The sequence below is a fragment of the Aeromicrobium sp. 10G20-16 genome (assembly GCF_055809665.1).
In genome coordinates, this window is record NZ_CM147919.1 from 1,057,329 (window position 1) to 1,074,865 (window position 17,537).

Below are 17,537 nucleotides of genomic sequence, written 5' to 3' on the forward strand. Positions count from 1 at the left end.
AGGGATTCCTCAACTTTATCGTGAGGATGTCCTCATGTTCTGTTGGTCACACCCCACCTTGCAGCAGGACACCGCCGTCGATGGTGATGTTCTGACCGGTGATCCACGAGGCGTCGTCGCTGAGCAGGAACGACACCAGCGAGCCGATGTCCGTCGGGACGCCGAGCCGCTTCAGCGGGTACGCCGCCGACACCTCGTCCTCGCGCCCCTCGTACAGAGCCGTGGCGAACTTGGTCTTGACCACGGCCGGGCTCACCGCGTTGACCCGGATGTTCGGGCCGAGCTCGACCGCGAGCTCCTCGGTGACGTGCGCCAGAGCGGCCTTGGACGCGCCGTAGGTGCCGATGCCGGGAGCCGGCCGCAGACCGGCGACCGACGCGATGTTGACGATCGCCCCACCGTTGGCCTCCAGCGAGGCGCGATAGGCCTTCTGCGCCCACGCGATGGCCGCGACCACGTTGACCTCGAAGATCTTGGCCGCCGCCGTCAGGTCGACGTCGATCATCCGCCCGTACACCGGGTTGATGCCGGTGTTGTTGACCAGGTAGTCCAGTCCCCCGAACGCGTCGATCGTGGTGGAGATGACCTCGTCCTGGTGGGCGAGGTCGTCGGCTGCACCCGCGACGAAGATCGCGTGCTCGGACCCGCCCAGCTGCTCGACCGCCTCGGCCAGCGCGTCGGCCTTGCGGGCCGTGATGCACACGCGCGCTCCCTCGGCCACGAGCCGCTCGGCCACGGCGAAGCCGATGCCCCGGCTCGCGCCCGTGACGATCGCCGTCCTGCCGTCGTGCATGCCGCTCACGACAGACGCTCCAGCACCATCGCCATGCCCATGCCACCGCCGACGCACATGGACTCGACGCCGAACTGCTTGTCGTGGTGCTGGAGGGAGTTGATCAGGGTGCTGGTGATGCGGGCGCCGGTCATGCCGAACGGGTGACCGACGGCGATGGCGCCGCCGTTGACGTTGAGCTTGTCCATCGGGATGCCGAGCACCTTGGCCGAGCCCCATGACTGCACGGCGAAGGCCTCGTTGATCTCGTACAGGTCGATGTCGTCCAGGCCCATGCCGGCGTTCTTGAGCGCCGCCGGGATGGCCTCGACGGGACCGAGGCCCATGATCTCCGGCGACAGACCGGTGACGGCCGTGGACACGATACGTGCCAGCGGCGTGAGGCCCAGCTCCTTGGCCTTGGTGTCGCTCATGATGACGACCGCGGCGGCGCCGTCGTTGAGCGGGCACGCATTGCCGGCCGTCACGGTGCCGTCGGGTCGGAAGACCGGCTTGAGCTGGCTGACCGCCTCCATGGTGACGCCGGCGCGGGGGCCGTCGTCGGTGCTGACGACCGTGCCGTCCGGAAGCGTGACCGGCGTGATGTCCTTGGCCCAGAAGCCGTCGGCGATGGCCTGCTCGGCCAGGTTCTGGCTGCGGACGCCGAACTCGTCCTGCTCCTCGCGGCTCATGCCGAGGTGCTGGGCGACGTTCTCGGCGGTCTGGCCCATCGCGATGTACAGGTCGGGCAGCTCGCCGCTCTCGCGCGGGTCGGTCCACGTGTCAGCGCCACCTTCGGCGCGCTTGGCCGTGCGGGCGATGGCGTCGCCGAACAGCGGGTTCTCCGACCCGGGCAGGTCGGCGTAGCCGTTGGCGAACCGGCTGACGGTCTCGACGCCGGCCGACAGGTACACGTCGCCCTCGCCTGCCTTGATGGCGTGGAAGGCCATGCGCGTGGTCTGCAGCGACGACGAGCAGTAGCGGTTCACGGTGACGCCCGGCAGGTGGTCGAAGCCGCTGAGCACCGCGACGGCGCGGGCCAGGTTGTGCCCGGCCTCGCCGGCGGGCTGACCGTTGCCCAGGTGCAGGTCGACGATGTCCTTCGGGTCCAGCTCGGGCACCTTGGCGAGCGCCGCCTGCACCATCTGGACGGTCAGGTCGTCGGGACGCATGTCCTTGAGCGAACCCTTGACGGCACGGCCGATCGGCGAGCGGGCGGTTGAGACGATGACTGCTTCGGGCATGGTGTCCAGCCTTCTGTTGGGGGTGGTGATGTCTAGAAGCCGAGGTCGCGGCCGATCAGCTCTTTCATGATCTCGTTGGAGCCGGCCCAGATCTTGCTGACGCGGGCGTCGCGCCAGGCGCGGGCGACGCGGTACTCGTTCATGAAGCCGTAGCCGCCGTGCACCTGCACGCAGTGGTCCAGCACGTCGTTCTGCACCTGCGAGCTCCACCACTTGGCCTTGGCGGCGTCGATGGCGGTGAACTCACCGGTGGTGTGGGCCAGGACGCCGGCGTCGACGTAGGCCTCGGCCACCTCGATCGCGGTGACGAGCTCGGCGAGCAGGAACTTGTTGTGCTGGAACGCGCCGATCGACTGGCCGAACGCCTGGCGGTCGTGGGCGTAGGTGATGGTCTCGGTGAGGATCTGCTTGGCGTGGGCCACGTTGCTCACCGCGCAGGTCAGCCGCTCCTGCGGCAGACGCTCCATCATGTAGATGAAGCCGCGGTCGACCTCGCCGATGATGCGGTCCGAGCCGACCCGCACGTCCTCGAAGAACAGCTCGGCGGTGTCCGACTCGGTCTGGCCGACCTTGTCGAGCTTGCGACCGCGGCTGAAGCCCTCGTCGGTCGCCTCGATGCCGAACAGGGTGATGCCCTTGGCGCCCTTGTCCGGAGACGTGCGCACCGCGGTGACGATCAGGTCGGCGGAGTAGCCGTTGGTGATGAAGGTCTTGGAGCCGTTGATGACCCAGTCGTCGCCGTCGCGGACAGCCGTGGTCTTCAGTGCGGCGAGGTCGGAGCCGCCGCCGGGCTCGGTCATCGCGATGGCGGTGAGGATCTCACCGGTGGCGGCGCCGGGGAGCCACCGCTGCTTCTGCTCGTCCGTCCCGAGGTCGACCAGGTAGGGAACGACGATGTCGCAGTGGATGCCGACGCACGAGCCCAGCGCGGCGCTGACCTTGCTCAGCTCCTCGGCCCAGACCGCGTTGAACCGGAAGTCCTCGGCGCCGGCGCCGCCGAGCTCGTCGGGAATCTCCAGGCCGAGCAGGCCCTGCTTGCCGGCCTCGAGCCAGAACTCGCGCGGCAGGCCCTTGTCCTCGATGTAGGTCTCGAGGTGCGGGGCGACGGTGGACTGCAGGAACGCAGCGCAGGAGGCGCGGAACGCCTCGTGGTCGGCGTCGAAGATCGAACGGCGCATGACTCGCTCTCAGTGGGGTCGCAACGGGCTCGGCACATGTACTAAGCGCTTGCTTAGCATGCAGTCGCTCCGCCATGCTGTCAACATGACCGAGCCCGCGAGCACCGAGGAGCCGACGGCCCGGGAGCGCCTGCTCGCTGCCGCGGTGGAGGCGTTCGCCGAGAAGGGCTTCGCGGCGACCACCACGCGCGACATCGCGTCGCGGGCCGGCATGAGCCCGGCCGCGGTCTACGTGCACCACGACTCCAAGGAGAGCCTGCTGTACCGGGTGAGCCTGGACGGGCACGAGCACGCGCTGCGCATCATCACCGCGGCGGCGGCTGCCACGGACTCCCCCACCGAGCGCATCCGCACCATGGTGCACGACTTCAGCCTCTGGCACGCCGACCACAGCCGGGTGGGGCGCATCGTGCAGTACGAGTACCACGCGCTGACCGACGAGCACCGGGCCGAGGTGGCCACGTACCGACGCCGGATCGAGCAGGCAATGCAGGACGCCCTGACCGACGGTGTCGATCAGGGCGTCCTGGCGGTCGATGACGTGCCGGGCACGGCGTTCGCCCTGCTGTCGCTGGGCATCGACCTGGTGCGCTGGTTCGAGCCGGGCGGCTCGTGGACCGGCGAGGGACTCGCGGCGCTGCACGCCGACCTGGCCGTCAAGATGACGCGCGCGTCCTAGTCCCCCAGTGCGGCGGCGTTCAGGCCTGCTTCACGAACTCCGCGGAGATGGCGAGGGTGATCTTGTCGCCGATCATGACCTTGTCGCCCTGGACCGGGATGTTGAAGTCGATGCCGAACTCCTTGCGGCTGATCTCACCGGAGGCGTCGACTCCGACGCGCGTGCCGCCCCACGGGTCGCCGCCCTCGCCCAGGACCTCGACGGTCAGGTCGATCGACTTGGTGACGTCCTTGATGGTCAGGTCGCCGGTCACCACCAGCTCGTCACCCTTGGCGACGATGCCGGTGCTGGTGAACGTCATCTTCGGGTGCGTCTCGGCGTCGAAGAAGTCGCCCGAGCGCAGGTGGTTGTCGCGGTCGACCGTGCCGGTGTTGACCGAGCTGAGGTCGACCTCGACCGACACGGTCGAGGCCGTGACGTCCTCGGCGGTGACGAGGGTGGACTCGAAGGTCTCGAACTTGCCACGCACCTTGCTCATCAGGTGGCGGACGGTGAAGCCGATCTCGGCGTGGGTGGGGTCGATGGTCCAGGTGCCGGCGGAAACGGCGGTGTCGGTGGTCATGAGTGCTCCTGAAGTATGTGGTTGATCTTTCAATCAGCATCATACACGGCCTCGTTGAACTTTCAACCATGACCGAATCGCGGTATGCTGGCAGCATGAGAGCAACCGCCGAGACACCGTGGCTGACGCCTGAGCAGCAGGTCTCCTGGCGCGACTTCATGGTGGGCACGACGGCGCTGACCGACCAGCTCGACCGCGAGCTGCGCCAGAGCCACGGCCTCTCGCTGCACGAGTACGAGATCCTGGTGCGCCTCTCGGAGGCCGAGTCGCACGCCATCCGCATGGCCGAGCTAGCCTCGTCCCTGTCGCACTCTCGCAGCCGCACCACCCACACCATCTCGCGGCTCGAGCGGGCCGGGTACGTCGTGCGCGGCCAGTGCTCCGAGGACGGCCGCGGCGTGTCGGCCGTGATGACCGACGCCGGGTACGCCGCGCTCCGGGCGGCCGCGCACACCCACGTCCGCGGCGTGCACCGCTTGCTGATCGAGAACGCCTCCGACGACGAGCTCGCCGTCATCGGCCGCGTCTTCGGCCGCGTCCTCGACACCCTGAACTGCCCGCGCCTCCCCGCCTGACACCTCCCCGGTCCAAGCCCCAAATTTTGCGGGCTCACGCACGGTTTCGTGTCCCTGTTTCTGTGCTTGACCCCGCAAAATTCGGTCCACAGGGGCTGGAAGGTTGGCCCGGTGTCCACAGGCGGGCTGGTTCGGGGCTGGTGACGGGTTCCACCAGGTGACCGTGACGTCATGCGCCCCGTTCCGCCCGAGCTCCACGGCCGACCGTTCACCACCGAAGAGGCACTCGCCGGCGGCGTCTCGCGACGCATGCTTAGCGGCCGACGCTTCGTCCGCATGCACACCGGCGTCTACCGGACCGCCGAGACCCTTCCCGTCCTCTCGCTGCGACTGCGTGCCGCGCTGCTGGTGCTCCCACCCGATGCCGTGGTCAGCCACCTGACCGCACTGCGGCTGCGCGGGCTCGAGCTGGGTCCGCTGCTGCCGCTGCACTTCTCGTCCAACCGTCGCGGCGAGCTGGACCGCGACGGCCTGGTGCTGCATCGTCGCCAAGACCTGCTGCACGCCGTCATCGTCGACGACCTGCCCACGCTCGACCCGGTGCGCACCTTCATCGACTCCGCGACGCGACTCGACGACCGTCGTCTGCTCTGGGTCGGCGACTGGCTGGTGCACCACGCCTCGATGAGCATCCCCCGCCTGCGCGAGACCGTGCTGACCTCTCACCTCAACGGGGTGCAGCGAGCTCGGCGGGTGGCGCCGCTGGTGCGCGAGGCGGTGGAATCGGTCAAGGAGTCCGACGTGCGGTGGCACATCGTGCGCAGCGACCTTCCCGACCCCGAGGTGAACGTCGACATCCACACCGACGACGGACGGTGGCTGGCACGCGGTGACCTGGTCTTTCGGCGCTGGAAGGTCCTCGTCGAGTACGACGGGTGGCACCACGAGCGAGACCGCGACCAGAGACAGCGCGACCACCTACGGCGCGAGGCGCTCGAGGCGGCCGGCTGGCGCGTCATCGTCATCAGCGTCGCGGACCTCGACCAGCCCCGCCACGTCCTGATCCGCATCCGTCAGGCCCTGCGTCAACGTGGCTGCGCCGCGTGACCGAATCTTGCAGGCCCAGGCACCGAATCCGGTCAGGAAGACGGTGCTTGAGCCCGCAAAATTTGGGGCATCAGTCGCGGGTGAGGCGGCGGTGGGTGACGCGGTGGGGGCGGGCGGCCTCGACGCCGAGGCGCTCGATCTTGTTCTCCTCGTACGAGGCGAAGTTGCCCTCGAACCAGAACCAGCCGGCCGGGTTCTCGTCCGTGCCCTCCCACGCCAGGATGTGCGTGGCGATACGGTCGAGGAACCAGCGATCGTGCGAGGTGACCACGGCGCAGCCCGGGAAGTCCAGCAGCGCGTCCTCCAAGGACGACAACGTCTCGACGTCCAGGTCGTTGGTCGGCTCGTCGAGCAGCAGCAGGTTGCCGCCCTGCTTGAGGGTCAGCGCCAGGTTCAACCGGTTGCGCTCACCACCGGACAGCACGCTGGCCTTCTTCTGCTGGTCGGCGCCCTTGAAGCCGAACGACGCCACGTAGGCGCGGCTGTTCATCTCGAAGTTCGCGACCTTGATGAAGTCGAGGCCGTCGGAGACGACCTCCCACACGTTCTTGTCCCCCGCGATGTCGCCGCGGTTCTGGTCGGCGTAGCTGATCTTGACCGTCTGACCGACGTCGAGGGCGCCGGCGTCCGGCGACTCGTCGCCGATGATCATGCGAAACAGCGTCGTCTTGCCGACGCCGTTGGGCCCGACCACACCGACGATGCCGGCGCGCGGCAGCGTGAAGCTGATGTCGTCCCACAGCAGGCGTCCCTCGAAGCCCTTGGTGAGCCCCTTGGCGTCGAGCACCACGTCGCCGAGGCGCGGCCCCGCGGGGATGTTGATCTCGGACGTGTCGATCTTGCGGGCCTTCTCGGCCTCGGCGGCCAGCTCCTCGTAGCGGGCGAGGCGCGCCTTGCTCTTGGCCTGACGCCCCTTGGCGTTGGACCGCACCCACTCCAGCTCCTTCTCGAGCATCTTGGAGCGCTTGGCGTCCTTGTTGCCCTCGATCTTGAGCCGGTCCTTCTTGGTCTCCAGGTACGTGGAGTAGTTGCCCTCGTAGCCGTGGATCTGGCCGCGGTCGACCTCGGCGATCCACTCGGCGACGTTGTCGAGGAAGTACCGGTCGTGGGTCACGGCCAGCACGGCGCCCGGGTAGTTCTTCAGGTGCCCCTCGAGCCACTGCACGCTCTCGGCGTCCAGGTGGTTGGTGGGCTCGTCGAGCAGCAGGAGGTCGGGCTGCTGCAGCAACAGCTTGCACAGGGCCACTCGACGGCGCTCACCACCGGAGAGGTGGTCGACCATCTCGTCGGCCGGCGGGCAGCGCAGGGCATCCATCGCCTGGTCCAGGCGCGAGTCCAGCTCCCAGGCGTTCTGCGCGTCGAGGTCGGTCTGGAGCTCGCCCATCTCGGCCAGCAGCGTGTCGTAGTCGGCCTCGGGATCGGCCAGCTCCTCGCTGATCTTGTTGAAGCGATCGAGCTTGCCCTTGATCTCGGCGACGGCCTCCTCCACGTTCTCCAGCACCGTCTTGCCCTCGGTCAGGGGCGGCTCCTGCTGGAGCATGCCGACGGTGGCGTCGGGGTCGCGGACGAGGTCGCCGTTGTTGGGATGATCCAGCCCGGCCATCAGCTTCAGCAGCGAGGACTTGCCCATGCCGTTGGGACCGACGACGCCGATCTTGGCTCCGTGCAGGAACGACAAGGTGACGTTGTCGAGCACCACCTTGTCACCGTGGGCCTTGCGGACGTTGCGCAGCGAGAGGACGTATTCAGCCATGCCGTCCAGCCTATCGAGGCACCTCTCAGCGCTGTGCGGCGAGCATGCCTTCGCGATAGACGGCGTACTCGGCGAGCACCCGGTCGACAGGCTGCATGACCTGCTCGTCGGCCACCTGGGAGATCGACGCGCGCAACGCCGCGTCGGCTCGCCGCGCCTTGCGCCGACCCGAGACGCGGGCGAGCACACGTGATGCGAGACCCACGACGATGCCGATCACCAGACACGCACCAGCAACCAGCCCGGCGAGCTGGATGTCGGTCAGGTCGGACAGGTTCAGCGCCGCAGAATTCATCGACGCCGGAATCTCGGGGAGATCGGGGACCTGGAACGGCAGGTCGACCCGCGGTTCGAGGGCGCGGACGCCGGCGTACAGGCCGCTGGCCACCGCAGCGAGCAGCAGCAACCACTGCAACAGGTGCACGGCGCGCGACCACAGTGGCAGCCTGGAGGTCTTGAGATCGGTGTCGCTGATGGCGGCCTCCAGGGCGCTGGCGACGCCGTCGGTGCCGGCAGCGCTGCGCACGGCCCGCTGCCACGGGCGGCCCATCGAGTGGGTGAGACCGTCGAGCATCTCGCGCACCACCAGCTCGGCACTGGCGCGCTGCACCGAACCGACCTCGGGAACCGCCGCCTGCGTCGGCGACGTCGTGGTGAGCTCGTCGCCGAGGCCCAGCCCGTCGGACCGGTCCTTGCGGAGGCGCCCGGCCCAGCGGGCGAGCGGCCAGCCGGTGCGTCGCAGCACGCGGCGTCGGGTCGACGAGCGGATCGAGCTGGTCAGCTGGGGCACACCTGCGGACTCGGCCAGGTCGTCCACGAGCTGGCGGCGCACCGGCTCCTCCACCGTGGGCACGTCGGCGGACCCGGCCACCTGCGAGATCGCGTCGGCAGCGGCGTGCACGTCGGCCAGCAGTCGGGCCCGGGCCGCGGACTTGGCCCGGATGCGTGACGTCAGCTCACGCTTCAGCTCCTCGAGGCCGTCACCTCGCGTGGCCGACACCGCGAGGACCTTCACGTCGGCGAGCCCGTCAGCCACGATCAACCGGCGAACATCGGCGATCGCCTGCTCCCGCATCTCGTACGGCACCTTGTCGATCTGGTTGAGGACCACCAGCGTCACGTCGCTGAAGGCGGCCATCGGTCGGATGTACCGCTCGTGGATGGCCGCGTCGGCGTACTTCTGCGGATCCAGCACCCAGACCAGCATGTCCGAGAAGCGCACCAACCGGTCCATCTCGACGTGGTGGGCTACCTCGGTCGAGTCGTGGTCGGGCAGGTCCAGCAGGACCAGGCCCTCCATCGTGGTGTCGGCCGAGGAGTGGTCGAGCATGCCGCGGCGCGACACCTGGTGCCGCGCCGGGATGCCCATCCAGGCGAGCAGCTCCTCGGCGCCCTCGGGCCCCCACGCGCAGGCCAGCGCCCAGGACGTGGTCGGTCGGCGCACGCCCGTGCCGGCCAGCTCCATGCCGGTCAAGGCGTTGAACAACGACGACTTGCCCGAACCCGTGGCGCCGGCGAGAGCCACGATCGTGTGCTCGCCCGACAACGTCAGGCGATCGGCCACCCGCGCGGCGAGAGTGCGTGCGGGCTCGAGCACGGTATCGTCGACGCGGCCCTCGACGGCTGCGGCCATCGCGGCGAGCCCGCTGATACGGCGATCGAGCTCGTCCGAGGCCGACGGTGGAGGGGGCAGGTCGACAGGGGTCGCGTCTGGCGCCGACGAGGTCTGATCGGCGGCATCGGGCTGCGGCGTCATTCGGTGATCTGTCCGTTGAGGAAGTCGACGTGGCGTGCTGACTCCGCGGCGCGGGCCGCCTCGCGCAGAGTTGCCTGGCTCTCACGGACCTGCTGCGGAGCCCGGAACAGGTCGGTGAAGCGTCGCTGCTCGGTGCCGAACAGTCCGGTGGCGTGCGCCACGAAGTCGTCGTAGGCCTCCTTGACCATCGTGCTCACCTGCTCCACCCCGAACACGGCATTGAGCACACCGCGTCCCACGGGCGAGAGGCGACCGAGGTCGGTGGACGTGAGCACCAGCACCTCGGCCAGCAGGGCCGCCGTGATGCCGTCGTCGATCGTGGCCGTGCTGTCGGCAGGAGCCGCGGCGCGTGCGCGGGTGGTGATCTCGGCGCGCCACGAGTCGATGATGGTGTCGGCCTGCTTGCGCAGGTCGCCGGACGACCGGTCCCCGCCGATCAGGTTCTCGAGTCGCGCCCGCCCCGAGGGGAGGTCGGACCAGATGGCGGAGGTCCGCTCGGCAGCCGCGTCGCCGCGGTCGACCAGCAGGACCTTCAGAGCCCGCTCGACCGCGGCGACGACCTCGGCCCCGCGCGCGCCACGGCCCGAGACGCTCGAGGAGAACCGCTCACGCAGGCCGCCGCTGGGCTTCTCGATGGACTTGACGAGATCGCCGGCCGAGACGAACTCCTGCCACCGCGCCATCACCTCACCGGTCATGAGGGTGCCGTCGGCGGCTTGGGTGACGACCTGCTCCAGGCAGGTTCCGTAGCCCTCGTCGACGCCGGCCTGCAGGGCTTCGGCGACCTCGAGCTGGTCGTCGATCGCGTCGGCAACGTCGTGGCTGCGCAGCACGATGTGGCGCACCGCGCCGTCGAGCGTGCGACCCACGACCAGCCGGCGGGCTGCGGGATCGGCCGCCAGGTCGTGCAGCCATCCACGGATGGGGGCGGCAAGCTCGGCTGCCAGCATGCCGTCGGAGTCGAGCTCGGCCTCGATCACCGTGAACAACGGGGAGTCCGACAGCCCCCGAGAGGTCATCATGCGTGCCAGGTGTCCGCGGACCTCGACGATGGAGTCGGCAGCGGTGCGGTCGAGCACCACCGCGACCGAGGTGGCCCGTTCGCCCGCGCGGCGCAGGTAGTCCCACGGCACCTGATCGGCGTAGCGCGAGGCCGAGGTGACGAACAGCCACAGGTCGGCCGCCGCCAGCAGCTGGGTGGCGAGGTCGCGGTTGCCCTGGTCGACGGAGTCGACGTCAGGGGCGTCGAGGATGGCCAGCCCCTGGGGCACCAGGTCCGTGCCCACGAGGCGCAGCCCGAACGCCGAGCCCTCCCCCACGCGAGCCAGGTCCGGGAGCAGTCGGTCGCGTCCGAACCAGTGCTCGTCGTCAGGATGGTGCACCAGGACCGGCGACCGGGTGGTCGGACGCAGCACTCCCGCCTCGGTGACGACCTCGCCGACGATCGAGTTGACCAGGGTGGACTTGCCCGCACCGGTCGATCCACCGACGACCGTGAGCAGCGGAGCGTCCAGCTGGACCAGGCGCGGCAGGATGTAGTCGGACATCTGGTCGGCGACCTCGGTACGGGTCGCGACCGCATCGGCGGTAGTCGGGGTGTCGTAGTCCAACGACGCTGCTCGCACGGCGGCGAGAAGATCGCCCATCGCGCCCAGCAGCTCCGCGGAGGCATGCGTCTTGGGCGCGTGCCCGTTGTCCCCGCTGCCCATGGATGTCACACGAGTCAGGTTAGTCGACCGACGGGGCCGATCCGGGTGCCCGACACCTGCAGCGCCGCACAATTTCGGACAGGCGGGCGTTCAGGGCCGTGTGAGTGGCCGCAACGCTGGCGGAAGGCGCACGAACGGCCGCAGATCGTGCATGGCGTCGAGCAGGGCGAAGGTGCGCTCGACCCCGTGGGGAACGTGCGCGCCCGACATGACGCGATGGTGCAGGAACGCCATCTCGGTGGCCCTGCGCTGGTAGCGGTCGACGGCCTCGGCAGCGACCTTGCCGTGCTCGGTGCGGGCGAACCGGCGTGCGGTGCGGCGGTAGGAGAAGCGCGACAGGTAGGGGATCTCGGCCGGGTGGATCCAGCCGCGCTCGGCCACGTACGACAACGACTGCTCGAGAATGCGCACCTGGCGGACACGCACCACGATCGCCACCACGGCGAGGGCCGCCAGCAGCAGGGCCAGGACGAGGTAGACCAGGAAGAAGCCGAGACCGCCGCCGTAGCTGAGCGAACCGTTCCACAGTCCGTGCAGCACCATGCTGCCGATCAGGCCGGCCAGGAGCAGCGCCGCCTTGGCCCACTTCGACCGACGCGTGACGGCAAGCCCCACGGCGAGGCCGAACGCCGACGTGAACAGCGGGTGGGCGAACGGACTGAACACGCCCCGCACGATGAAGGTGGTCGTGGCGCCCTGCGCACCGTCGGCCATCGGGATGTCCGGCGATCCGAGATAGCTGACCGCGTAGTAGCCGACGTTCTCGACGAACGCGAAGCCGATGCCGACGAGTCCGGCCAGGATCAGGCCGTCGAGCATGCCGTCGATGACCCGTCGCGTCCGCAGGAACGTGAACAGCAGGAACAGGCACTTGGCCGGCTCCTCGGCCGCGGGCGCCACGAAGGTGGCCAGGGTCGCGTCCGAGAGGTCGAACTGCGTCGCCGCCCAGCTCTCGATGGCCAGCGCGATCGCCACCGCGACCACACCGCCCCACACGAATGCCGCCACCTTGTAGCGACGGGGCTCCGGCTCGTACCGGTCGAGCCACCAGTAGGCCAACCACAGCAGCGGCAGCGGGATGAGGGCGTAGGCGATCGACAGCCCGGCGCCCGTCACGTTCTCGGCTGCGAGCGAGAAGTAGACCACTCCGACCAGACCCACGAGACCGACCACGACGACCGCCGCGATCCACCAGCGCCGTCCACGCTGCCGGAACGCCTCGGTGTACACCGGGAGCGGGCCGGTCGGGCTCGGGAGGGGCCGCGCCACCGTGGGCGTGCTCCATGCATCGGTCACCGCGCCAGCGTAGGCGATGGCCCCGACGCCCCGGGCCGATACGCTGGTCGGGCGCGCCCGTAGCTCAGGTGGATAGAGCAAGAGCCTTCTAATCTCTAGGTCGCAGGTTCGAATCCTGCCGGGCGCACCACGGGCATCAGGTGCAGCGCCGCCGCTCGTCGGACCGCCTCGGCCACGGCATCGAGGGCCGGAGTTCGCAGCGACCACTGCTGCCAGTGCAGCGTGAGATCGACGTGCCGGTCGGGCTCGAGGAGCACCAACCGCCCGGCCTCCAGGTGTTCCTCGGCCTGCAGGTCCGGCAGCATCCCCCAGCCCAGTCCGAGCAGCAGGGCATCGACGAACGAACGAGATGCCGGCACGTGGTGTCGGGGCGGCACGGCACCGGGTGATCGCGTGCGCAGGTACTCGTCCTGCAGGTCGTCCTTGCGATCGAACACCACCACCGGCGCGTGCCGCAGCGCGTCGGCGGCGATGCCCTGATCCAGCCATCGCTGCACGAAGTCCGGTGTGGCCATCGGCCGGTAGCGCATCGCCCCCAGCGGGACCGAACGACATCCCTGCACCGGCGCCGAGTCCGCCGTGATCGCGGCCATCACCGTCCCGTCGCGCAACAGCTCGGCCGTGTGCGCCTGGTCCTCTCGGTGCAGGTCGAACGTCGCGATGTCGGCGACGGTGGCGAGGGCCGGCAGCACCCACGTGTCGAGCGAGTCGGCGTTGACCGCCAGCGAGACCGGCACTCGCGCGGATACGTCGAGGTCGGCGCGGGTCTGCTGCACCAGAGTGTCCACCTGACGCGCCAGGCGCAGGTACACCTCCCCCGCCGACGTGACCTGCACCGGCCGGGTCCGGCGCACCAGCACCTGGCCGGCCGACTGCTCGAGCGCCTTGATGCGCTGGCTGACAGCAGAGGGCGTCAGGTGCAGCGCAATCGCGGCGGCGTCGAACGACCCCTCGGCCACGACTGCCGCCAACGCGTTCAGCTGCAGCAGGTCAGGGTTCACATCAGCAATGCTAATGGTTCGTGAACAATCTGATCTGGACTTCACCCGGGTCCGATCCTAGGTTCACCGGGTGACCACCGTGCTGACGATCCTCACCGGCTTCGGCTTCGGCCTGTCGCTGATCGTGGTCATCGGCGCGCAGAACGCCTACGTCCTGCGGCAGGGTCTGCGGCGTGAGCACGTGGCGGCCGTCGTGACCATCTGCGGAGCCTCCGACGCCGTGCTGATCGCGGCCGGGGTCGGCGGACTGGGCGCCCTGGTCGACGCGGCGCCCCGGGCGCTCGACGTGCTCCGCGTGGTCGGCGCGATCTTCCTGCTGGGGTACGCAGCGGTGGCCGCGCGGCGCGTGCTTCATCCACAGGTCCTGGACGCGTCGGGCCGCGGGGGTGCAGCCACCTCGTTGCGCCGCGCCGCCACGACCACCCTCGCGCTGACCTGGCTGAATCCACACGTCTACCTCGACACGGTTCTGCTGCTCGGGTCGGTGGCACGGGCCCACGGGGACGAGCGGTGGTGGTTCGCCGCCGGCGCCGCGCTCGGGAGCATCACCTGGTTCTCGGCGCTCGGCCTCGGCGCTCGCGCGCTGCGCCCGGTGTTCGCCCGCACCCTGTCGTGGCGCATCCTCGACAGCGTCATCGTGGTGCTGATGGTCGCGATCGCGACGAGCCTCCTGCGCGCCCGCTGAGCAGCGAGGCAGGATGAGGGCATGAGTCCTTTCCGGCCGGCGCTGCTCGTCGCCGCCGGAGGTGCGGCCGGCACCCTCGGACGGCACGGCGTGGCCGAGGCCATCGGGCCCACCTCCGGCTGGCCGTGGCCGACCTTCGTGGTCAACGTGCTCGGTTCGCTGCTGCTGGGCGTGGTCGTGGTCCGACTGGGCCGGCCGGACGATCCGCGCCGGCTCCTGCTCGGGACCGGTCTGCTGGGCGGCTTCACCACCTACAGCGCCTTCGCCGTCGAGACCGACCAGCTGTTGCGTGACGACCGCGTCGCGCTGGCGCTGCTCTACCCCACGGCGACGGTCGCGCTGGGCGCCCTCGCCGCGATCGCCGGGATGCTGCTGGGACGGGCGCGGGCATGATCACCGTGCTGATGGCCCTGGCCGGTGGAGTCGGTGCAGCAGCCAGGTACGGCGTCGACGTGCGGTTGTCGCCGCCTGCCGAGGCGCGTCTCCCCCACGCCACGCTCGCGGTGAACCTCACCGGCTCGCTGCTGCTCGGCGTGCTCGTGGGAGCAGGTTCCGGCGACCACGTCCTGATCGTGCTCGGCACCGGCTTGATGGGCGGCTACACGACCTTCAGCTCGGCGTCCGTCGAGGTCGCGCGTCGCGCGCTCGAGGGTCGGCGCAGCGATGCCGCGCAGACCGCGGTCCTGATGGTGGTCGGGTGCGTCCTCGCCGCCTCGCTCGGCGTGCTGCTGGGTCGGACGCTCGGCTGACCAGAGGGTCAGGCAGCGAGTCCCGCGCGGATCTCGTCGCGCATCCGCACCAGCTCCGGGTAGTCCTCGAAGAAGTCGAACTTCTGGTCCAGGATGCTGCCGGGCTCGACGTCGCGGGTCACGTCGTCGTCGGTGACGGTGCGGGCGTCCTCGTCGGTCATGACCCACTCGGCGAAGACCTCCGCGACGTCCTCGGTCGGGATCGTCGCGGCGTACTCGGTGGGGTACACGTCGGGGTCGTACTCGGCGTCGTCGGCGTACTCGAACCGGGTGAAGTACGCGTGCAGGTACGAGTCCGTCGTGGGGCACTCCGGCACGGAGTACACCGGGCACGACGGCTCCGCTTCGTCCGGCCCCAGCGGCGTGACCTGCCCCGGCCGCAGCGTCAGCAGGTGCGCGAACTCGTGGACCATGGTGCGGTCGAGGGTTGCTCCGGAGGACGATCCCGTGGTGTCGAGCGCGATGTAGTACTCGTCGGTGATCTCGTTGCCGTCGTCGTCGACCGGGTGCTGCATCGCCCCGTCGACGCCGTCGGAGTCCTCCTGCGAGATGGCGACGAAGTGGGTGACCTCGGGTCGGTACGTGGCAGGGATGACGTCGGCGAAGCGGTCGAACACGGCCTGCTCGTCGTCATCGGCGCCCCTGATCGTGTCGTCGTCGGAGATCGCGAAGACGCCGAGCACCTTCATCGAGTCGTCGCCGACGTCGATCGGCGCAGTTGCCCCGTCGCCGCCCGTGCACGAGGTCAGCGCCAGGACCGAGGCGGCCACGGCCCCGAGGGCGCGCAACTTCACGCCCAGACGATATCGGTCCGAGGGTTCAGGCCTTGGCGGCGTCGATGGCCTGCTTCAGGCTGTCGGGCGTCGGGTTCTGGACGACCTTGCCGTCGACGTACACGGTGGGGGTGCCGCTGATGCCCCGCTTGGTGCCGGCTTCCTTGGCGTCGTCGATCCAGCGGTTGAACTTCTCGGTCCTGATGCAGGAGTCGAGTCCGGTCAGCCCCAGGGTGTCGGCCGCCGTGACGAGATCCTTGTCCTCGGGGCCGGCCGTGCCCTCCTCGGGCTGGTTCAGGTACAGGTAGTCGTGCACCTTCACGTAGTCGGCCACGCCACCTGAGTCGAGGGCGCACAGGGCGAAGTTGGTCGCCCGGTGCGAGTAGCGGTTGGGGCTGGCGCCGAGCTCGTCGAGGAAGGAGAACGGTCGGTAGGTGATCGTGATGTCACCGGACTCGACCTGTTGCTTGAGGAACGAGCCGCTGGCGGCCTCGAAGGCGCGGCACCCGGGGCACTGGAAGTCCTCGTAGAGCTCGACCGACACCGTCTTGGCGTCGGCCGGTGCCGAACCGCCCGCGGCTGCGGTGTCGTAGACGATCCCGTAGTCGTCGGTGACGTTGGCCGGAGTGTTCAGCGCGGTGGTCGTGGCATTGCTGTCGCTGGTGCTCTTGATCGCGTATCCGCCCACACCCACCAGGACCGCGATGACCGCGACGATGGCGACGGTGATGAGGTTGCGCTGGCGCTTGTCGGCCTTCTGCCGCTCCTTGCGCATCTGCTCGGCGCGGGCGGCTCGCTGCTGGCGGTCGTTGGCCACGGCTGGGTCTCCTGTGTGATGGGGGGCACCATGAACAACAACGTCGGTGTCGCTTCGATGGTTCCGACCGATGGTTCCGGCACTGGGAGCCTACCGGCCAGCCACCAGAGTCCATGGGGCCACCAGCGTTGACGGGGCGACCGGCGTTCGTCGGGCCGGAGTACTAGGGTTCCACGGGTGAATGACAAGCTGGTGTGGATCGACTGCGAGATGACGGGCCTGTCCCTCGAGCACGATGCGCTCGTCGAGGTGGCGGCCCTGGTCACCGACTACGAGCTCAACGTGCTCGGCGACGGCATCGACCTGGTGATCAGACCACCTCAAGCGGCCCTCGAGCAGATGAACGACTTCGTGCGCGAGATGCACACCACGTCCGACCTCATCACCGAGCTCGATGCCGGACTGAGCCTCGCCGATGCCGAGGAGCAGGTGCTGGCGTACGTGCGCGAGCACGTGCCCGAACCCGGCAAGGCGCCCATGGCCGGCAACACCATCGGCACCGATCGCATGTTCCTGGCGCGCGACATGACCGAGCTCGAGGGCTGGCTGCACTACCGCGTCATCGACGTCTCCTCCATCAAGGAGCTCGCGCGTCAGTGGTTCCCCCGGGCGTACTTCGCCGCCCCGAGCAAGGCCGGCCACCACCGGGCCCTGGTCGACATCCAGGAGAGCATCGAGGAGCTGCGCTACTACCGCCGTGCCGTCTTCCAGGACCCGCCCGGCCTGGACTCCGACGCCGCCAAGGCCATCGCGGCCGAGGTCGCCGGCTCCCTCACCGGCACCAGCTGACCGGCCGTTTCCGAGCGCACCCCGGGCTGGGGTAGACTCGTCGTCGCCGTGTCGGGCACAGCCCGGTACGCGTGGTGGGCGTAGCTCAGTTGGTAGAGCACCGGCTTGTGGTGCCGGTGGTCGCGGGTTCAAGTCCCGTCGTTCACCCCACA

General features: G+C 69.5%; 18 protein-coding genes and 2 tRNA genes. 9 read left to right on the plus strand and 11 right to left on the minus strand.

Annotated elements, in window-relative coordinates; genetic code table 11:
* Positions 1-46 precede the first annotated feature (46 nt).
* From AC0L5F_RS05280 to AC0L5F_RS05290, 3 genes are read right to left on the minus strand one after another with little or no spacing between them, the layout of a single operon-like run.
* Positions 47-793 carry an SDR family oxidoreductase gene (locus AC0L5F_RS05280; RefSeq protein WP_473316151.1) on the minus strand — a complete coding sequence of 249 codons (747 nt, stop codon included), beginning with the start codon at positions 791-793 and terminating at the stop codon, positions 47-49.
* Positions 794-798: 5 nt separating this feature from the next.
* Positions 799-2,016, minus strand: coding sequence for an acetyl-CoA C-acetyltransferase (locus AC0L5F_RS05285; protein ID WP_473315582.1), 1,218 nt, complete (start codon positions 2,014-2,016; stop codon positions 799-801).
* Positions 2,017-2,048: 32 nt separating this feature from the next.
* On the minus strand, positions 2,049-3,194 hold the full coding sequence (locus tag AC0L5F_RS05290; protein WP_473315583.1) for an acyl-CoA dehydrogenase family protein: 1,146 nt from the start codon (positions 3,192-3,194) through the stop codon (positions 2,049-2,051).
* Positions 3,195-3,279: 85 nt separating this feature from the next.
* Here AC0L5F_RS05290 and AC0L5F_RS05295 point away from each other — a divergent pair, with 85 nt between their 5' ends.
* Positions 3,280-3,873 carry a TetR/AcrR family transcriptional regulator gene (locus AC0L5F_RS05295; protein ID WP_473315584.1) on the plus strand — a complete coding sequence of 198 codons (594 nt, stop codon included), beginning with the start codon at positions 3,280-3,282 and terminating at the stop codon, positions 3,871-3,873.
* Between the two features lie 19 nt (positions 3,874-3,892).
* Here AC0L5F_RS05295 and AC0L5F_RS05300 read toward each other — a convergent pair whose 3' ends face one another.
* On the minus strand, positions 3,893-4,435 hold the full coding sequence (locus tag AC0L5F_RS05300; RefSeq protein WP_473315585.1) for a YceI family protein: 543 nt from the start codon (positions 4,433-4,435) through the stop codon (positions 3,893-3,895).
* Between the two features lie 95 nt (positions 4,436-4,530).
* Here AC0L5F_RS05300 and AC0L5F_RS05305 point away from each other — a divergent pair, with 95 nt between their 5' ends.
* Positions 4,531-5,010 carry a MarR family winged helix-turn-helix transcriptional regulator gene (locus AC0L5F_RS05305; RefSeq protein ID WP_473315586.1) on the plus strand — a complete coding sequence of 160 codons (480 nt, stop codon included), beginning with the start codon at positions 4,531-4,533 and terminating at the stop codon, positions 5,008-5,010.
* A gap of 171 nt (positions 5,011-5,181) precedes the next feature.
* Entirely contained in the window at positions 5,182-6,057 is an 876-nt protein-coding gene (locus AC0L5F_RS05310) for a DUF559 domain-containing protein (RefSeq protein ID WP_473315587.1), read from the plus strand.
* 70 nt (positions 6,058-6,127) lie between these two features.
* Here AC0L5F_RS05310 and ettA read toward each other — a convergent pair whose 3' ends face one another.
* The 4 genes from ettA to AC0L5F_RS05330 form a co-directional block, all read right to left on the minus strand.
* Positions 6,128-7,810 carry an energy-dependent translational throttle protein EttA gene (gene ettA / locus AC0L5F_RS05315; RefSeq protein WP_473315588.1) on the minus strand — a complete coding sequence of 561 codons (1,683 nt, stop codon included), beginning with the start codon at positions 7,808-7,810 and terminating at the stop codon, positions 6,128-6,130.
* A gap of 25 nt (positions 7,811-7,835) precedes the next feature.
* Positions 7,836-9,566, minus strand: a complete 1,731-nt coding sequence (locus AC0L5F_RS05320; RefSeq protein WP_473315589.1) for a GTPase — start codon at positions 9,564-9,566, stop codon at positions 7,836-7,838.
* The gene (locus AC0L5F_RS05325; protein WP_473315590.1) at positions 9,563-11,284 is read right to left on the minus strand and encodes an ABC transporter; all 1,722 of its coding nucleotides are present in this window, start codon (positions 11,282-11,284) and stop codon (positions 9,563-9,565) included. Before AC0L5F_RS05325 ends, AC0L5F_RS05320 begins: the two co-directional genes overlap by 4 nt.
* Positions 11,285-11,365: 81 nt before the next feature.
* On the minus strand, positions 11,366-12,571 hold the full coding sequence (locus tag AC0L5F_RS05330) for a PrsW family intramembrane metalloprotease (protein WP_473315591.1): 1,206 nt from the start codon (positions 12,569-12,571) through the stop codon (positions 11,366-11,368).
* 53 nt (positions 12,572-12,624) lie between these two features.
* On the opposite strand from AC0L5F_RS05330, the gene AC0L5F_RS05335 reads away from it, so the two are divergent.
* Positions 12,625-12,701: transfer RNA gene (locus AC0L5F_RS05335), tRNA-Arg, on the plus strand.
* Here the strand turns inward: AC0L5F_RS05335 and AC0L5F_RS05340 are convergent.
* Positions 12,667-13,572 carry a LysR family transcriptional regulator ArgP gene (locus tag AC0L5F_RS05340; protein ID WP_473315592.1) on the minus strand — a complete coding sequence of 302 codons (906 nt, stop codon included), beginning with the start codon at positions 13,570-13,572 and terminating at the stop codon, positions 12,667-12,669. The two genes, AC0L5F_RS05335 and AC0L5F_RS05340, sit on opposite strands and share 35 nt — an antisense overlap.
* 70 nt (positions 13,573-13,642) lie before the next feature.
* On the opposite strand from AC0L5F_RS05340, the gene AC0L5F_RS05345 reads away from it, so the two are divergent.
* From AC0L5F_RS05345 to AC0L5F_RS05355, 3 genes are read left to right on the plus strand one after another with little or no spacing between them, the layout of a single operon-like run.
* Entirely contained in the window at positions 13,643-14,257 is a 615-nt protein-coding gene (locus AC0L5F_RS05345) for a LysE/ArgO family amino acid transporter (RefSeq protein ID WP_473315593.1), read from the plus strand.
* A 21-nt stretch (positions 14,258-14,278) separates the two neighbouring features.
* The gene (locus AC0L5F_RS05350; protein WP_473315594.1) at positions 14,279-14,650 is read left to right on the plus strand and encodes a CrcB family protein; all 372 of its coding nucleotides are present in this window, start codon (positions 14,279-14,281) and stop codon (positions 14,648-14,650) included.
* The gene (locus AC0L5F_RS05355) at positions 14,647-15,006 is read left to right on the plus strand and encodes a fluoride efflux transporter FluC (RefSeq protein WP_473315595.1); all 360 of its coding nucleotides are present in this window, start codon (positions 14,647-14,649) and stop codon (positions 15,004-15,006) included. The genes AC0L5F_RS05350 and AC0L5F_RS05355 overlap by 4 nt, the downstream gene beginning before the upstream one ends.
* 8 nt (positions 15,007-15,014) lie before the next feature.
* Here the strand turns inward: AC0L5F_RS05355 and AC0L5F_RS05360 are convergent, their stop codons facing one another.
* Together AC0L5F_RS05360 and AC0L5F_RS05365 are read right to left on the minus strand one after the other, a co-directional pair.
* Positions 15,015-15,800, minus strand: a complete 786-nt coding sequence (locus AC0L5F_RS05360; RefSeq protein ID WP_473315596.1) for a hypothetical protein — start codon at positions 15,798-15,800, stop codon at positions 15,015-15,017.
* 25 nt (positions 15,801-15,825) lie between these two features.
* Positions 15,826-16,596 (minus strand): DsbA family protein, encoded by a 771-nt coding sequence (locus AC0L5F_RS05365; RefSeq protein ID WP_473315597.1) that lies wholly within the window; start codon positions 16,594-16,596, stop codon positions 15,826-15,828.
* A 210-nt stretch (positions 16,597-16,806) separates the two neighbouring features.
* On the opposite strand from AC0L5F_RS05365, the gene orn reads away from it, so the two are divergent.
* Both orn and AC0L5F_RS05375 read left to right on the plus strand, forming a co-directional pair.
* Positions 16,807-17,385 carry an oligoribonuclease gene (gene orn, locus AC0L5F_RS05370; protein WP_473316152.1) on the plus strand — a complete coding sequence of 193 codons (579 nt, stop codon included), beginning with the start codon at positions 16,807-16,809 and terminating at the stop codon, positions 17,383-17,385.
* 74 nt (positions 17,386-17,459) lie between these two features.
* A tRNA-His gene (locus AC0L5F_RS05375) sits at positions 17,460-17,535 on the plus strand.
* The last annotated feature ends 2 nt before the right edge of the window (positions 17,536-17,537 follow it).

What these genes read in the sequence shown, in the direction of transcription:
- AC0L5F_RS05280 (WP_473316151.1), bottom strand. Translation starts at nt 793, where the DNA reads ATGCACGACGGCAGGACGGCGATCGTCACGGGCGCGAGCCGGGGCATC.
- AC0L5F_RS05295 (WP_473315584.1), top strand. Translation starts at nt 3,280, where the DNA reads ATGACCGAGCCCGCGAGCACCGAGGAGCCGACGGCCCGGGAGCGCCTG.
- AC0L5F_RS05285 (WP_473315582.1), bottom strand. Translation starts at nt 2,016, where the DNA reads ATGCCCGAAGCAGTCATCGTCTCAACCGCCCGCTCGCCGATCGGCCGT.
- AC0L5F_RS05350 (WP_473315594.1), top strand. Translation starts at nt 14,279, where the DNA reads ATGAGTCCTTTCCGGCCGGCGCTGCTCGTCGCCGCCGGAGGTGCGGCC.
- AC0L5F_RS05355 (WP_473315595.1), top strand. Translation starts at nt 14,647, where the DNA reads ATGATCACCGTGCTGATGGCCCTGGCCGGTGGAGTCGGTGCAGCAGCC.
- AC0L5F_RS05320 (WP_473315589.1), bottom strand. Translation starts at nt 9,566, where the DNA reads ATGACGCCGCAGCCCGATGCCGCCGATCAGACCTCGTCGGCGCCAGAC.
- orn (WP_473316152.1), top strand. Translation starts at nt 16,807, where the DNA reads ATGACGGGCCTGTCCCTCGAGCACGATGCGCTCGTCGAGGTGGCGGCC.
- AC0L5F_RS05305 (WP_473315586.1), top strand. Translation starts at nt 4,531, where the DNA reads ATGAGAGCAACCGCCGAGACACCGTGGCTGACGCCTGAGCAGCAGGTC.
- ettA (WP_473315588.1), bottom strand. Translation starts at nt 7,810, where the DNA reads ATGGCTGAATACGTCCTCTCGCTGCGCAACGTCCGCAAGGCCCACGGT.
- AC0L5F_RS05310 (WP_473315587.1), top strand. Translation starts at nt 5,182, where the DNA reads ATGCGCCCCGTTCCGCCCGAGCTCCACGGCCGACCGTTCACCACCGAA.
- AC0L5F_RS05300 (WP_473315585.1), bottom strand. Translation starts at nt 4,435, where the DNA reads ATGACCACCGACACCGCCGTTTCCGCCGGCACCTGGACCATCGACCCC.
- AC0L5F_RS05290 (WP_473315583.1), bottom strand. Translation starts at nt 3,194, where the DNA reads ATGCGCCGTTCGATCTTCGACGCCGACCACGAGGCGTTCCGCGCCTCC.